We start from the raw sequence: 16,348 nt of genomic DNA, 5'->3' as shown, positions 1-16,348 counted from the left end.
TCAGCGTAGTCAAAAACCCCGGGCACGATGGACCTTGGTGGCGAGGGAGCTTGGTCCCTCGCCACACCTGCCCGCCTCAGGCCGCGGGTTTGCGCAACATGCTGAAGGCCATGCCGGCCAGGGCCAGCACCCCGAGAAGCAATACGGCCCACAGGCCGATCTTCTTCCAGTCCGGCCCGCCTGCCGCCACGGCAGCGGCAGGAGCGACAGTGGCCGAGGCCAGTTGCGCCGCGCCCTCGACCTTGGCTTGGCCCAACTGCTTGAGGCGTTGCGCACTGTAGTCGGGGATCAGGGTCGCCAGCGGCAGGTTGGCCGCGCTCGCGGTGGGGTTGCCCAGGGCCAGGGTGTAAGGGCCGGCTCCCCGAGCCAGGAACACCAGTTGGGTGCCACGCACGGCGAACTCCAGGCTCGGGGCCTCGGCGCCCAGGCCGCCACCACGTTCATCCACCACCAGCCTGAGTTGCTGCACGGTCTGCCCCGGCAGTTGCAGTTCGTTCTGCTGTACGTCCTGGCCATTCTGGGTCAGGCGGTACAGCAGGCCATTGCCCAGGGGCTGCCACGGCAGGCTGCTTTCTCGGCGCCCATAAAGCGTGGCCGGAGCCAGGCTGTTGGCCTGGGTCAGGGCAATGCGCACTCGCTCCAGGTTCAAACCCATGGGCAACTGCCAGGTGTACTCGCCGGCCTTGGCACTGCTGCCTCCCAGGGGCTGCGACCACACCAGCGGCGAGGGCAGGCTGCTGGTGGTACTGCTTTGCAATTGCGCCGAAGTCAGCACCGGCGCCATTTGCGGGGTGTTCCACAAGAGGCGCAGGTAGCGCGCCGTCTGCCCGGGCAAGGCCACTTCATGCTGTTCGACCCGCTCGTCGGCGAACGACAGGCGCGCCACCTGGCCTTCGCCCCAGGGCTGCCAGTGTTGCAGGTCGTCGCTGGCTTCGATGCTGAACCGCTGGAAGCCGTCGCGTTCGCTGGTCCAGTCCAGCACCAGTTGCTGCAACGGTGCCTTGATTGCGCTGGCATCCAGCAACCAGCCACGCAGGACCTCCTCGCCGGCCTCCAGATGAGTGGAGGGCTGAACCTCCACCAGCGTGCCATTGGTGGTGGATTGCACCCGCACGCTGGGGGTGCTGTCGGCGGCATCTGCCGAGCTGTACAACGGGAACCACTTCACATCGCTGAGCGTGTGCTGCTCGGTGGTCTGCGCTTGCTGGCGCGCCAGGGCATAGGCCTGGGGCTCACCGGCGGCGTTGAACACACGGATATCCCGCAGGTCGGTCTGGCTGGCGTGCAGTTGCACCGCCAACGGCAATTCCAGGCGATACCAGGGCCCCTCGCCGCTCAGGCTCAGGGGTGCCAGGGACTTGAAGTCCGCCGGTTTGTCCTGGGCCACGGCGGACAACGCCACACACAGGCCCACAGCCCCCAACCAGCCCAGGCTCAGCTTCGCACTCACGATGACACTCCTTCATTCAACGGTTTGCCGGGCTCGGCTTGCGCCTCGGCACGCTTGGGCGGCAATGGGGCGAAATAGCCCACCACCAGCAGCAATACTCCCACCCCGATGAACGAGACGATCCGCGCCAGTCCGCCACGGTTGCTCAACTCCACCAGGAACAGCTTGGCCACCACCACGGCAATCAGCACTGCGCCGATCAGCCAGACTTCACGGCGATGACGCAGGTGGCCGCCGATCATCAGGCTCAGGGCAATCAGGGTCCAGACGATGGACAGCCCGGCCTGGACCATCATCGATTCCAGCAACGCATCCGCCTGGAACGGCACGCCGCTCCAATGGTGGGCCGCCCGCATCACCAGCACGGTGAAGAAGGCGAACAGCGACAGCCCCGCCACCAGTTGCGTGGCACGCTCGGCGTAGTCGGCACGGATCGCCAGTTCCCGCACCGCGCTGCGCGACCAGACATAGACGCCGAACAGCGCGAACAGCAGCCCCAGTTCCAACGGGTTGAGCAGCGGCAGGTAAGGCAGTGGTTCGGCCCGGCCATCGCTGAAGATATTCGCCAGCCAGAACCAGCCGAGCATCAGCACCGCCAGGGGCAGCGCGGCATACAGGCGGTACTCGCGGGAGTGGGCAGAAACCGGCCACGGCCAGGTGCGCGGCGCGGCCATCGCCACCAGGTACAGGCTCGGCAGGATCGCCCAACCCAACCAGCGCCAGGCGTTGTACTGCTCGGACAACAGCAGCAGGCCATAACGCAGCTCCAGCGCCAGCACGCCGATCAGCAACCAGCAGCCCAGCACATGGGCGATGCTCGCCACCCGTGCCGGCAGCTGCGACGCCAGGCGCCGCTGGCTGAAGAAGTGCACGGCGAACAACAGGGTCCAGGCCAGCCAGCCGAAATCCGCAGCCGGGTGATAGCGCGGACCCCAGGAAGCCAGCAGCACCAGACCCGCGGCCGGTATCAACAGGCTGCACAACAGGCCCAGGGACGACCATTTCAAACGTACCGCCAGCAGCGCCCAGAGCAACACGCTAGCCGCGCTGATCAGCAACAGCAGGCTGGCCTGCCAATGGGCCGGGGCGAAGCGCAGCACTTCCTTGAGCCAGGTAAAGGCCCACCAGCAGGCGCCCCAGGCCAGCAACAGATCGGACAGATGGCCCAGGCTCAAGGTATCGAAGGCCGAACCATGGTTGCCCCGCTGCAGGCGCCAGGCGCCCACCAGGGCCGCCAGGGCCAGAACCATCGGCGTCCAGAAATCGCCATTGGCCAGAGGCCGCGCAGCGTCCGCCGCGACGAAATACCAACCCGAACCGGCCAGCAGGAAAGTGCTGCCGCCAATCACCTGGAGCACCAGGCCGAAGACAAAGCTGGCCCGCTGCTGCAGATACAGGCTGAGCCAGATGATCAGCAGGCCACTGGCGGCCCAGACGCCACTGGCCGTGCTCCAGGGCAGGACGAACAGCACCGCCAGGTTGATCATCATCAGGCCGGCCAGCAGTACCAGGGACAAGCCCCGCAGCAGCCGCGGATCACTGCGCACCATGTCATTGCGGGCTGCCAGGAGCATGCCGCCGATCAGCGCCAGGCCAATCAGCGAAGCGCTCATCAGCCCGCTCCAGCCGGCGTTGAACACCGCACCGGCATCGCCGTCCGCACCTTGCAGGCGCATCAGGAACAGCGCACCGCCCAACAGCTGCACGGCGAAGGCGGTGAACAGGAACGTCCGCGATTGCAGGCGCAGGCCGACAAACAGCGTCGCCAACCCGGCCACCGCCCAGCTGATGGCGGTGCCCTGGGTGAACAGGAACAACGGCGCCAGCAGGTACAGGAAAGCCAGCCCGGCCACCGCCAGGATCGGCGCAATGCCCTGCTCCCAGCTCGCTACCTGGGTCTTCTGCGCCCGCCGCAACTGGTCGAAGCTGAACAGCAGCGCGACGCCCAGCAGCAACGCCCCCAGCGGCGCGCCGTCCAGCAGGCTGGTAGTGCCAGGCTGCAGCTTACTGAGGAAGGCCAGGGCCGACCCCAGTTGCAGCAGCAGGGCGAACGCCCGGGCCAGCGGCCGTTGCTGACGCAGGCCGAGCCAGAAGATTCCCGCCCCTTCCACGGCCCAGGCAGCGCAGGTCCAGCGCGCATCCAGGCCTAGAGGGATCGCCAGGCTGGCGAAGATCACGCCCAGGGCCAGGCAGGTTTCACCCAGCAACAGGGCGCGGCCGCCCATCAGTAGCCGGGCCAGGACCATGTAGGTCAGGCCCAGGGCCAGGGCACTGAAGGAAGCGGCGAACTCCAGGTGCTGGACCAACGCCAGTTGCAGGCCGAAGCCCACCAGGGGCGGGCCGAAGAGCATGCTGCCGTCGACGTAGTCACCCTTGCGCGCAGACCAGTGCAGCAGCGCCTGGCGGCTGTCATCCGCCGGTGCGTCGGGCATTTCCAGCAGCTTGCGCCGGGTGAACAGCAGGCCGATGGCCAGGTACATGACAAAGAACAGGATCAGGAAGGGCTCGGTGCTCCACAGCAGCTCCGGCGTGTAGGAGCGCAGGCCCCAGGCAAAGCCGATACCGAAGGTGCCGACAAAGCCGATCAGGTTCAGCAGGCGCCAGGCCTTGAACCAGGCAATGGCCAGGATGCCGGCATTGAGCAGGGCGAAGTAACTGAACAGTGCCACATGGCTGCCGGCGCCGGTGGACGTCAGGATCGGTGCGGCAAAGCCGCCCAGGGCTGCAGCGGCCGCCAGACTGAGGGCGTCCTGGGTAATGGCCAGGATCGCCGAAAACACCGTGACCGCCACCAACAGGCCAAGGGCCGCGGAAGGGTCGAGCAACGGATGCAGGCGCATCGCCGCGAACACCGTCAGGTACAGCACCGCGATACCGGTGCCCTGGAGCATCAGGGCGTAGTTGCTGTTGCGCCGCCGCAACCACCAGCCCAGGCCCAGCAGGCCCAGGGAGCAGGCCGCAACCCCGGCGTAGCGCAGCTCCAGCGGCACCACCATGCCTTCGGTGGCGTAGCGCAGAAGGAAAGCCAGGCCAAGGAACAACAGCACCACGCCGACCCGCAGCACAGTGTTGCCGCCAAACAGCCAGTTGCGCGCGCCGCTCAGGGCGCGCTCGATCAGGTTGGGTTCCCGAGGCGTAGCTACGGATTCACGGGCCGGCGCCTGGGGCTGGGGTTGCCATACCGACTCCGGCACCGGCTGGCTGGCCTCCACGGAGGCGGCAGGGCTCGCTGCCGCGGGCAATTCCCAGACCAGCTCGGGGGCAACCGGCGCCGGCTCCACGGGCTGGACTTCCTCAAGAATGAATTCGGGAAGGTCTGCAAGTTCCGGCGCGGCGCTCATGCCGCTACCTGCCTCGGCCAGCGGGGCGCTGGCCTGGGGTTCTGAGGCGGGTTCGGCAGCGGGGCCGCCGGTGCTTTCCAGCAGGGCAAGGCGCTGGCCCAGGGTAGCGAGGGCCTTCTTTGCCTTCTCCAGCTCACGATGCTGGTCGACAACTTGTCGATGCAAGGCGTCGGAACGAATCGCCAGGCCGATGGCCAAGCCCGAGATCGCGCCAATCAGGGCGTCGCTAAAGGACTCGTCAAGGAGCCAGCCCAGTCCCCCTCCCAGCAGCATGAATATCCATTGCATGTGTCGATATCCCTAAGCAGTCCATTGACGGACGGGTGCAACCGTATGGGTGCCCGCGCCGGTAAACCGGTAAAGGCCCCTCCCCGCTTGGAAGCCGGACACCAGCCAAAAGACACCGCCGGGGAGGCAAAACGCTGCCCAGTATATCGGCAAGGCCCAACAAACGCTGGGCCTTGTACACACTTCTAGAATTTTCTCAGGGGCCTCATTCCAGGGCCTTCCAGATCTCCGTAGCGTATTCACGGATGGTCCGGTCCGAAGAGAACCAGCCCATGCGCGCAGTGTTGAGCACCGCCGAACGCCACCATTCCTTGGAGTCGTGCCAGCGCTCCTCGACCCGGGCCTGGGCGTTCCAGTAAGCGTCGAAATCGGCGCAGACCAGGAACCGGTCGTAATCGATCAGCGAATCGATCAGCGCGGTATAGCGCGACGGATCGTCCGGGGAGAACACCCCGCCGCGAATCGCCTGCAGCACGTCGTTCAGCCGATGGGAGGCGGCGATGTCCGGCACCGCGCTGAACTCGCCATTGCGTTTGCGCGCCTCCACCTGCTGGGCACTGAGGCCGAAGATGAACATGTGCTCCGCGCCGACCTGCTCGCACATCTCGACGTTGGCGCCGTCCAGGGTGCCGATGGTCAACGCGCCATTGAGGCCGAACTTCATGTTGCTGGTGCCCGAGGCCTCGAACCCGGCGGTGGAGATCTGCTCCGACAGGTCGGCGGCAGGAATGATGCTTTCCGCCAGGCTGACGTTGTAGTTGGGCAAGAACACCACCTTGAGCAAACCGCGCACCGTGGGGTCATTGTTCACCGTACGGGCGATGTCGTTGGTCAGCTTGATGATCAGCTTGGCCTGGTGATAGCTGGCGGCAGCCTTGCCGGCGAAGATCTTCACCCGCGGCACCCAGTCGGTTTCCGGCTCGGCGCGGATCGCCTGGTACAACGCCACGGTGTGCAACAGGTTGAGCAACTGGCGCTTGTATTCGTGGATGCGCTTGACCTGCACATCGAACATTGCCGCCGGGTTGATCGCGATTCCCAGGCGCTCATGGATGATCGCCGCGAGGGCGCGCTTGCTGTGCAGGCGCTGCTCGGCGAACTGTTTGCGAAAGGCCGGTTTCTCGGCAAAGGGTTCGAGCCCCCTGAGCAGTTCCTCGGGGCTGTCCAGCAGCTCGGGGCCCAGGGCCTCCACCAGCATTTCAGTGAGTTGCGGGTTGGCCTGGTACAGCCAGCGGCGGAAGGTGATGCCGTTGGTCTTGTTGTTGATGCGCTCGGGGTACAGCTTGTGCAGCTCGGAGAACACCGTGCTGCGCATCAACTGGGTGTGCAGCCCGGACACGCCGTTGACGCTGTGGGAGCCGAGAAACGCCAGGTTGCCCATGCGCACCCGGCGGCCGTTGTCTTCCTCGATCAGCGACACCGCCCGCAGCACGTCGAAATCGTGCAGGCCCTTGGCCCGCAGCGAGTCGATGTGCTGGGCGTTGATCAGGTAGATGATCTGCATGTGCCGCGGCAGCATGCGCTCCATCAGGCCCACCGGCCAGGTTTCCAGGGCTTCGGGCAGCAAGGTGTGGTTGGTGTAGGAGAGGGTTTCCACGGTGATCTGCCACGCCGCGTCCCAGGCGATGCCGTGCAGGTCGACCAATTGGCGCATCAGCTCGGCCACGGCGATCGACGGGTGGGTGTCATTGAGCTGGATCGCCGCGTGCTCGCCGAGGCTGAGCACCGAGTCGTGCATGTTCTTGTGGCGGCGCAGCAGGTCCTGCAGCGACGCCGAGACGAAGAAATATTCCTGGCGCAGGCGCAGCTCCTGGCCGGCCTCGGTGCTGTCGGCCGGGTACAGCACCCGGGAAATACTCTCGGCCCGGGCCACTTCGGCTACCGCGCCCAGGTGGTCACCGGCATTGAAGCGCTCCAGGTGCAGGTCTTCCATGGCCCGTGCCCGCCACAAGCGCAAGGTGTTGACGCTGGCCCCGCGCCAGCCCACCACCGGGGTGTCGTAGGCCACCGCGCGCACCGTTTCCGCCGGCCACCAGACCTGCCGGGTGTTGCCCGCCTCGTCGGTCACGGTGTCGACACTGCCGCCAAAGCCGATGGAGTAGATCACCTCGGGGCGCTCGAACTCCCAGGGGTTGCCGAAATCCAGCCAGTGCTCGGTCTGCTCCTGCTGCCAGCCATCGACGATGGCCTGGCGGAACAGCCCGTGTTCGTAGCGGATGCCGTAGCCGTGGCCGGCGATACCCAGCGTCGACATGCTTTCCATGAAGCATGCCGCCAGGCGCCCCAGGCCACCGTTGCCCAAAGCCGCATCGGGCTCCAGCAGGCGGATGCGCTCCAGGTCCACCCCCAGGTCGGTGAGGGCCTCGCGGGCCACCTCCAGCAGCCCGAGGTTGCTCAGGCTGTCGAACAGCAGGCGGCCGATAAGGAACTCCAGGGACAGGTAGTACACCCGCTTCTGGCCCTTGCGGTAGATCTGCCGCGTGTGATCCATCCAGTGGTCGACCATGTGGTCCCGCGCGGCCAGGGCAATGGCTTCGAACCAGTCGTGGTCGAAGGCGTGATCCGGGTCTTTGCCTACCGCGTAGGTGAGTTTGGTCAAGACGGCTTCGCGAAAAGCGGCCACCTCAGCGTCGCGAACAAGGGGTTCCTGAGTCATCGATACGACCTCTGACGAGATACACAGTGAGCATGGAATTGTCTGAGCCTAGTCGGTCTGACACGAGGCGAAGGCTCTGGTTCGGCGCTATTTCAAATGGCTCGGCTAAACAGGGAGTCTTCTGCGCCAGCGGGAGAAAAGGATGCAGTTGCCGTGCCGCCAGGTATTGTTCGGCGCCACATGAAGAAAAATCCGACCTAAAGTCGTTCAAAAATCCACCAGTCCCGGTATGATCGCGCGCCCTGGAACACCTGCCGGAAATGACCTTGATGAAGTCCAACCTGATCGCCGCCGCGGAAATCGATCGTCTCGATACCTGGGCCAAGTACACCGCCCCTATGTGCGGCTCCTGCATGTCCAGCTGCTGCACACTGCCGGTGGAAGTGAAGATCAAGGACCTGATCCGCATCGGCATCGTCGATGAATTCGAACGCGGCGAGCCGGCGAAGAACATCGCCAAGCGCCTGCAGAAGGAAGGCATCGTCGAGCGCTACAACCAGAAGTCGGAAATCTTCACCCTGCAGCGCATGAGCAACAACGACTGCCTGTATCTGGATCGTAAAAGCCGCCTGTGCACCATTTATGACAAGCGCCCGGACACCTGCCGCAACCATCCGAAGATCGGCCCGCGCCCGGGTTACTGCGCCTACAAGCCCAAGCCGGTGGAACGCCCGACCAACACCAGCAGCCGGACCCTGGAACGTTTCTGAGCCCCGGCCTGCGCCTGCAACCCCGTTCCCCATGTAACCCTGCCGCCCTGTAGCCGCTGCCGAGCCTTGGCGAGGCTGCGAACGGCTGCAAAGCAGCCGCAGCACGGGCCACTGCAGAGTTTCAGATACACCGTTTTACGACCGCTACGCGGTCGATCGCAGCCTTGCAGGCTCGGCAGCGGCTACAGGACCCGAGCTTTTTCACAGATCAAAAAAAACGCCCCCGGCCGCAAGGCCGGGGGCGTTTTCATTCAGCCGGAACTAAAGACTCAGTTCTTGGCTTTCTTGGCAGCGCGAGTACGCTCGCCTTCGTCCAGGATCTTCTTGCGAAGACGGATGGACTTAGGAGTCACTTCACACAGCTCGTCGTCCTGGATGAATTCCAGAGCCTGTTCCAGGGTGAAACGGACCGGCGGAACCAGGGCGATGGTTTCGTCCTTGCCCGAAGCACGCATGTTGTCGAGCTTCTTGCCTTTGGTTGGGTTCACACCCAGGTCGTTGTCACGGCTGTTCAGACCAACGATCTGACCGTTGTAGATTTCCTGGCCGTGCTCGACGAACAGCTTGCCGCGCGCCTGCAGGGTTTCCAGGGAGTAGGTCAGGGCCTTGCCGGTTTCTACCGATACCAGTACGCCGTTCTGACGGCCGGACATGTGGCCGGACTTCATCGGAGCGTAGCGATCGAAGATCGAGGTCAGGATGCCTGCACCGTTGGTCAGGGTCAGGAACTGGTTACGGAAACCGATCAGACCACGGGCTGGAATGTTGTATTCCAGGCGTACACGGCCCTTGCCATCCGGAACCATGTTGCTCAGGTCACCCTTACGCAGGCCCATTTCTTCCATGACCTTGCCCTGGGAATCTTCAGGGATGTCGATGGTGACGTTTTCGAACGGTTCCTGCTTCACGCCGTCAACTTCACGGATGATCACTTCAGGACGGCCAACGCCCATTTCGAAACCTTCGCGACGCATGGTTTCGATCAGTACCGACAGGTGCAGCTCACCACGGCCGGAAACCTTGAACTTGTCGGCCGAGTCACCTTCTTCGACACGCAGAGCAACGTTGTACAGCAGCTCCTTGTCCAGACGCTCCTTGATGTTACGGGAGGTCACGAACTTGCCTTCTTTACCGCAGAATGGCGAGTCGTTGACCTGGAAGGTCATGGAAACGGTTGGCTCGTCGACGGTCAGCGGCTTCATCGCTTCAACAGCGGTCGGGTCGCACAGGGTGTCGGAGATGAACAGCTCGTCGAAACCGCTGATGCAGACGATGTCGCCGGCAGCGGCTTCTTCAACGTCTACGCGGTGCAGACCGTGGTGGCCCATCAGCTTGAGGATACGACCGTTGCGGCGCTTGCCGTCGACGTCGATGGCCACTACCGGGGTGTTGGGCTTGACGCGACCGCGAGCGATACGGCCAACGCCGATCACACCCAGGAAGCTGTTGTAGTCCAGAGCGGAGATCTGCATCTGGAACGGACCGTCACGGTCAACGCTTGGCGCTGGCACGTTGTCGACGATCGACTGGTACAGCGGGGTCATGTCTTCGGCCATTTCGGTGTGGTCCAGACCGGCAATGCCGTTCAGGGCCGAGGCATAGACGACTTTGAAGTCCAGCTGTTCTTCGGTGGCGCCCAGGTTGTCGAACAGGTCGAAGATCTGGTCCAGAACCCAGTCAGGACGCGCACCCGGACGGTCGACCTTGTTGATCACCACGATTGGACGCAGGCCGGCTTCGAAAGCCTTCTTGGTCACGAAACGGGTTTGCGGCATAGGGCCGTCTTGAGCGTCGACCAGCAGCAGCACGGAGTCGACCATGGACATTACGCGCTCAACTTCGCCGCCGAAGTCGGCGTGGCCCGGGGTGTCCACGATGTTGATGTGGTAGCCGTTCCAGTTGATGGCGGTGTTTTTCGCCAGGATGGTAATGCCGCGCTCTTTTTCCTGGTCGTTGGAGTCCATCACGCGCTCGTCGTTGAGCTCGTTGCGCTCCAGGGTGCCGGATTGACGCAGGAGTTTGTCTACCAGGGTGGTCTTACCATGGTCAACGTGGGCAATGATGGCGATGTTGCGTAGATTTTCGATCACTTGTGTATCTCGATCAGAGGATTCGGTGTGCTGACAAATGCTGGCAGCGATTAACAATAGATTCAGGCCTGGCCGTTACAGCTGGACGGCGGCGTCGGGGGGCCGGTGACGCAAGCCACAGGCGAACATCCCCGGGCACTTAGCTCGGTCTATAAACGCGCACATTGGCATGTCCCTCACTGAGCAGATGGTGAGCATGCAGGCGACTCATGACGCCTTTGTCGCAATACAGCAGGTACTGGCGCGTAGGGTCCAGTTCCTTGAAGCGGGCGTTCAATGCATAGAACGGCAGCGCTTTTACTTCGACGCCAGGCAGCTGCAGCGGGTCATCTTCCTCGGCATCCGGGTGACGGATGTCGATGACGATCTGACCGGCCAGCGCTTCACTGACTTCTTCAATCTGCAAATCCTGGCCCAACTCGTCGATCACTCGGTCGATCGGCACCAGTTTGGCCCGCTCGATCGCACGCTCGAGCACCGCCATATCGAATTCTTTCTCTTCATGCTCGACGCGATAACGCTTGGCATGGGTCTTGGGGTTCACCGAGATGACCCCGCAGTACTCCGGCATGTGCTTGGCGAAGTCGGCGGTACCGATTTCGACGGCCAGGTCGATGATGTCCTGCTTGTGGCTGGCGATCAGCGGACGCAGTACCAGCTTCTCGGTCACGCAGTCGATCACCGACAGGTTCGGCAGGGTCTGGCTGGACACCTGGGAAATCGCCTCGCCGGTCACCAGCGCATCGATGTGCAGGCGGTCGGCGATGCTCGACGCGGCACGCAACATCATACGCTTCAAAATGACGCCCATATGACTGTTGTCGACTTTGCCGAGGATTTCCCCGAGCACTTCCTCGAACGGCACGCTGACGAACAGCACGCGCTGGGAGCTGCCGTACTTCTTCCATATATAGTGCGCGACTTCCATCACGCCCAGTTCATGAGCACGCCCGCCCAGGTTGAAGAAGCAGAAATGCCCCATCAGGCCGCGGCGCATGATCTGGTAGGCCGCCACCGTGGAATCGAAACCGCCGGACATCAGGACCAGGGTCTGTTCCAGGGCGCCCAGCGGGTAGCCGCCGATGCCATTGTGCTGGCTGTGGATCACGAACAACCGTTGGTCGCGAATTTCCATCCGCACTTCGATTTCAGGCTCTTTCAGGGAAATTCCGGCGGCGCCGCACTGCCGACGCAGTTGGCTGCCGACGTATTTTTCCACGTCCATGGAGCTGAATTCATGCTTGCCGGCACGCTTGCAGCGCACGGCAAAAACCTTCCCCGGGAGGGCTTCGCCAAAGTGCTGCTTGCACTTGGCGACGATGTCGTCGAAGTCGCCCAGAGGGTACTCGTCGACCTGCAGGAAATGCGCGATGCCGGGCATGCAGCTCAGGCGCTCGGTCATGTCCTTCAGGGCCTTGGGCTCGCTGACGGCGGTTTCCAGCTCGAGGTTGTCCCACACACCATTGACCACCACGGCCGGGTCCAGGTCGCGGAGCACGGCACGGATGTTCTTCGCCAACTGACGGATGAAACGCGTCCGAACCGGGCGGCTCTTGATGGTGATTTCCGGGAAAACTTTAACGATTAGTTTCATGAAAACAGCGCGCGCTGGGCCAGCCGAAAAAGGGGGGCGCGGATTATAGCGGAAATTGCTCAAGGTTTAACCAGTTTATGTGCAGAAGGTTTTCGATGCACCAAAACGGGTCATTTATTGGCAAAGACGCTACATTGCAGTGCGCCGAATGCCGGCATTCAAACCAATACGTCGCAGAAAGCGTGATTTTGGGGCAGAAAACCCATCTCGGGGCACTGGCATGCAATTTGCTCCCTTGTGAGGCAGGTTGCCATGGCAGAGTATTCGCGCCGGCATCACCCACATTCTAAGGGCACTCCAACACCAAGCCCGAAGCCACCCGGAGGACACTATGTCGAAGTCGGTTCAACTCATCAAAGATCATGACGTCAAATGGATTGATCTGCGCTTCACTGACACCAAGGGCACTCAACATCACGTGACCATGCCGGCTCGTGATGCGCTGGATGAAGACTTCTTCGAAGCTGGCAAGATGTTCGACGGCTCCTCCATCGCTGGCTGGAAAGGCATCGAAGCCTCCGACATGATCCTGATGCCGGACGACGAAACCGCCGTACTGGACCCGTTCACCGAAGAACCGACCCTGATCCTGGTGTGCGACATCATCGAACCTTCGAGCATGCAGGGTTACGATCGTGACCCACGTGCCATCGCCAAGCGCGCCGAAGAGCACCTGAAAGCCACCGGTATCGGCGACACCGTATTCGCCGGCCCAGAGCCAGAGTTCTTCATCTTCGACCAGGTGAAATTCAAGTCCGACATCTCCGGCTCCATGTTCAAGATCTACTCCGAACAAGGTTCGTGGATGTCCGACCAGGACATCGAAGGCGGTAACAAGGGCCACCGTCCAGGCGTCAAGGGCGGCTACTTCCCGGTTCCACCGTTCGACCACGACCACGAAATCCGTACCTCCATGTGCAACGCACTGGAAGAAATGGGCCTGACCGTCGAAGTTCACCACCACGAAGTGGCGACTGCCGGCCAGAACGAAATCGGCGTCAAGTTCAACACCCTGGTGAAGAAGGCCGACGAAACCCAGACCCTGAAGTACGTGGTGCACAACGTGGCTGACGCCTACGGCCGCACTGCCACCTTCATGCCCAAGCCTCTGTACGGCGACAACGGCTCGGGCATGCACGTCCACATGTCGATCTGGAAAGACGGCAAGAACACCTTCGCAGGTGAAGGCTATGCCGGCCTGTCCGATACCGCCCTGTACTTCATCGGCGGCATCATCAAGCACGGTAAGGCCCTGAACGGCTTCACCAACCCGGCGACCAACTCCTACAAGCGTCTGGTGCCAGGCTTCGAAGCCCCGGTCATGCTGGCCTACTCGGCGCGCAACCGTTCCGCTTCGATCCGTATTCCTTACGTGTCGAGCCCTAAGGCCCGCCGTATCGAAGCCCGTTTCCCGGACCCGGCTGCCAACCCGTACCTGGCCTTCGCTGCCCTGCTGATGGCCGGCCTGGACGGCATCCAGAACAAGATCCACCCTGGCGACGCTGCTGACAAAAACCTGTACGACCTGCCGCCTGAAGAGGCCAAAGAGATCCCACAAGTTTGCGGCAGCCTGAAGGAAGCCCTGGAAGAGCTGGACAAAGGTCGTGCGTTCCTGACCAAAGGCGGCGTTTTCAGCGACGACTTCATCGACGCCTACATCGCCCTGAAAAGCGAAGAAGAAATCAAGGTACGTACCTTCGTACACCCACTGGAATACGAGCTGTACTACAGCTGCTGATCCGGTAGCACCGGCGCAAGCCGCGTGATCAAGAGGCCTCCTTCGGGAGGCCTTTTTTATGCCCGCGCATTTGCCCTGCCCGGGGTGGTTGCGTGCATCATGGGCACCGTCTCCCCATCAGCAGCCGAGCCCGCCCATGACTTCGCGCCTCAACCTGTGCCTCGCCCTGACTTGCAGCCTGTTCGCCACCGCCGCCTGCGCCAGTGACGCCCCGCCCGCCCTCGCCCCGCTGCTGCAGAGCATCGGCGAACGCCTGGCGATTGCCGATCAGGTGGTCCTGAGCAAATGGGACAGCCACAAGGCCGTGGAAGACCGCCCGCGGGAACAACAGGTGATCGCCGGGGCAACCGCCCAGGCCGCAACCTATCACTTGAGCGAAGAAACGGTTGGGCAGTTCTTCGCCGCCCAGATCGAAGCCAACAAGCTGGTGCAATACGCCCGACTCTCGACCTGGCACTTGCAAGGCCGGGCACCGGACACTCCGCGCCAGGACCTGGCCGGGCAGATCCGCCCCCAACTTGATCAGTTACAAAAACGCCTGCTGCAGCAACTGGCCGACTTCAGCCCGCAGCGCACCGACCGCCAATGCCCGCAATGGCTGGCCCGGGCCAATCAGGCCAGCAGCAGCGACCCACTGCGACGACTGGCGATGGTTCGTGCCACGGCAGAGTTATGTGTGTTCAAAGGTTAACCACGCCTGTGCCACGCGCAGCAGCACCCTATGCTGGAGCCTTTCAGGCACCCGCCAGGATCAGCGAGATGCACCTCGTCATTGCTTGCCTGCTGTGGATCAGCGCATTGCCAGCCGGCGCGCAGATCTACCAGTACACCGACTCGGCCGGTAATCGCGCCTATAGCGACCAGCCGCCGGGAACCTCGTACCGGCAGATTGAAACGCCCGCGCCGAATCGCCTCCCCAGCCCGGCCACCCCGGCGCCACATACGCCGGCAGCACAACCTGCCAGCACCCTTCTGGCCTACGAACGGCTGCAACTGAGCGGCGTACCGGAGCACGGTGCCTTGCGCGCCAACAACGGCAGTTTCAGCGTGCAGGTGGAGTTGCAGCCCAGCCTGCGGCCCGGCCACCGTCTGCGCCTGCTGCTGGATGGCCAGCCCTATGGCCAGGCCGGCCAGGGGCCCGAGCTGCAACTGGTGAATATCGACCGTGGCCAGCACCGGTTGGCGGTGCAGGTGCTGGCTGGCGACAAGGTCCTGCAACAGAGCCCGGCCATCAGCTTCACTCTGCTGCGGGCCCGCCGCCCCTGAGCCTCAACCGTGCACCACGCCGCTGGCCAGCAGTGCGGCGATGGTCGATTCATCCAGGCCCAGCCCCTGCAATACCGCCCGGGTGTCCTGCCCCAGGCTCGGCGGCGCCGTACGGTAGCTGGCCGGCGTGCGCGACAACTTCACCGGCGAACCTATGCCCCGGTAGCCATCGAGTTCCACCAGCAGCCCGCGATGCCGGGTGTGGGGATGAGCCACCACCTGGTCGACGGTGGCGATCGAACCACAAGGCACCCCCAGGCCGATCAGCCGCGGGGCCAGCAACGCGCCGTCGTGTGCCGACAGGTAATGCTCCAGTTGCTGCTTCAAGGCCTCGCGATTGACCGAGCGCTGGCCGTTGTCGGTAAAGCGCGGGTCCTCCAGCAACGCGCCGGCCCCCAGTTCCTGGCACAGCCGGGCGAACTGGCGGTCGTTGCCCACCGCCAGGAAAATCGGCTCGCCAGCGGTGCGGTAGCTGTCGTAGGGAGCAATGTTGGGATGGGCGTTGCCCGTGCGTTTGGGCGTCTGGCCGGCGGCGAAGTAGTTCGGCAGGTGCGGGTGCAGCAGGGACACGCCGCAGTCGTACAGGGAGATGTCCAGTGACTGCCCGAGGCCGCTGCGCTGGCGCTCGTTGAGGGCCAGGAGAATCCCCGCCAGGGCATTCAGGCCGGTGACCATATCGACAATCGGCAGGCCGATGCGCAACGGCCCGCCGTCGCCTTCGCCGTTGACGCTCATCAGCCCGGCCATGGCCTGGATCACCGCGTCGTAACCCGGTAGCCCGCCCAGCGGGCCATCGGCGCCAAAGCCGGAAATCCCGCAGTGGATCAACGCCGGAAAACGCTGGCTCAGCACCTCCTGGTAACCGATGCCCCAACGCTGCAGGGTGCCCGGCTTGAAGTTCTCGATCAGCACGTCGGCGCCTTCCAGCAACTGCATCAGCAGTTCCAAGCCTTCGGGGCGCGACAGGTCGACGGCGATCCCCTGCTTGTTACGGTTGATGCCGCGAAAATACGCCGCGTCATCACCTTCGAAAGGCGGCCCCCAGCCCCGGGTCTCATCACCGCTCAAAGGTTCCAGCTTGATCACGTCGGCGCCGTGGTCGGCCAGGGCCTGGGAGCAGTAGGGGCCGCCCAGCACACGGCTGAGATCGATGATTTTCACGCCCGCCAGGGCGCCTTGGGCAAACGTCATGGATGTACTCCGGCAGATCGGACA

The 16,348-nt window shown here is 63.5% G+C and carries 10 protein-coding genes; 4 read left to right on the top strand and 6 right to left on the bottom strand.

All coding sequences use genetic code 11. From position 1 onward, the window contains the following. Positions 1 to 76 precede the first annotated feature (76 nt). The 3 genes from ABCR88_RS02040 to ABCR88_RS02030 all read right to left on the bottom strand — a co-directional run bounded on the left by ABCR88_RS02040 (position 77) and on the right by ABCR88_RS02030 (position 7,735). Positions 77 to 1,450: a DUF3999 domain-containing protein gene (locus tag ABCR88_RS02040; RefSeq protein ID WP_350404056.1), complete on the bottom strand. Its 1,374-nt coding sequence runs from the start codon at positions 1,448 to 1,450 to the stop codon at positions 77 to 79. Continuing rightward, positions 1,447 to 5,079 carry a DUF2339 domain-containing protein gene (locus tag ABCR88_RS02035; RefSeq protein WP_350404055.1) on the bottom strand — a complete coding sequence of 1,211 codons (3,633 nt, stop codon included), beginning with the start codon at positions 5,077 to 5,079 and terminating at the stop codon, positions 1,447 to 1,449. The genes ABCR88_RS02040 and ABCR88_RS02035 overlap by 4 nt, the downstream gene beginning before the upstream one ends. Positions 5,080 to 5,284: 205 nt before the next feature. Next, on the bottom strand, positions 5,285 to 7,735 hold the full coding sequence (locus tag ABCR88_RS02030; RefSeq protein ID WP_041115300.1) for a glycogen/starch/alpha-glucan phosphorylase: 2,451 nt from the start codon (positions 7,733 to 7,735) through the stop codon (positions 5,285 to 5,287). 269 nt (positions 7,736 to 8,004) lie between these two features. On the opposite strand from ABCR88_RS02030, the gene ABCR88_RS02025 reads away from it, so the two are divergent. Further along, positions 8,005 to 8,445 (top strand): YkgJ family cysteine cluster protein, encoded by a 441-nt coding sequence (locus tag ABCR88_RS02025; protein ID WP_123473150.1) that lies wholly within the window; start codon positions 8,005 to 8,007, stop codon positions 8,443 to 8,445. A gap of 269 nt (positions 8,446 to 8,714) precedes the next feature. On the opposite strand, the gene typA is transcribed toward ABCR88_RS02025, so the two are convergent. After that, the gene (gene typA / locus ABCR88_RS02020) at positions 8,715 to 10,535 is read right to left on the bottom strand and encodes a translational GTPase TypA (protein ID WP_019093868.1); all 1,821 of its coding nucleotides are present in this window, start codon (positions 10,533 to 10,535) and stop codon (positions 8,715 to 8,717) included. Positions 10,536 to 10,674: 139 nt separating this feature from the next. Beyond that, positions 10,675 to 12,129, bottom strand: a complete 1,455-nt coding sequence (gene thiI / locus ABCR88_RS02015) for a tRNA uracil 4-sulfurtransferase ThiI (protein WP_350404054.1) — start codon at positions 12,127 to 12,129, stop codon at positions 10,675 to 10,677. Positions 12,130 to 12,460: 331 nt separating this feature from the next. Here thiI and glnA point away from each other — a divergent pair, with 331 nt between their 5' ends. From glnA to ABCR88_RS02000, 3 genes are all read left to right on the top strand, one after another. After that, the gene (gene glnA, locus ABCR88_RS02010; RefSeq protein ID WP_011058761.1) at positions 12,461 to 13,867 is read left to right on the top strand and encodes a glutamate--ammonia ligase; all 1,407 of its coding nucleotides are present in this window, start codon (positions 12,461 to 12,463) and stop codon (positions 13,865 to 13,867) included. Between the two features lie 136 nt (positions 13,868 to 14,003). Next, complete coding sequence (locus ABCR88_RS02005) at positions 14,004 to 14,558, top strand: chorismate mutase (protein WP_041115297.1); 555 nt, start codon at positions 14,004 to 14,006, stop codon at positions 14,556 to 14,558. A gap of 68 nt (positions 14,559 to 14,626) precedes the next feature. Then, positions 14,627 to 15,133: a DUF4124 domain-containing protein gene (locus tag ABCR88_RS02000; RefSeq protein WP_015633837.1), complete on the top strand. Its 507-nt coding sequence runs from the start codon at positions 14,627 to 14,629 to the stop codon at positions 15,131 to 15,133. A gap of 3 nt (positions 15,134 to 15,136) precedes the next feature. Here the strand turns inward: ABCR88_RS02000 and ABCR88_RS01995 are convergent, their stop codons facing one another. Continuing rightward, the gene (locus tag ABCR88_RS01995) at positions 15,137 to 16,324 is read right to left on the bottom strand and encodes a CaiB/BaiF CoA-transferase family protein (RefSeq protein ID WP_015633836.1); all 1,188 of its coding nucleotides are present in this window, start codon (positions 16,322 to 16,324) and stop codon (positions 15,137 to 15,139) included. Between the last annotated feature and the right edge of the window lie 24 nt (positions 16,325 to 16,348).

It is taken from the genome of Pseudomonas sp. W17 (assembly GCF_040268305.1).
Taxonomy (GTDB): domain Bacteria; phylum Pseudomonadota; class Gammaproteobacteria; order Pseudomonadales; family Pseudomonadaceae; genus Aquipseudomonas; species Aquipseudomonas protegens.
Note: the sequence above shows the minus strand (reverse complement) of the source record. Positions and strands in the feature narration are given on the sequence as shown.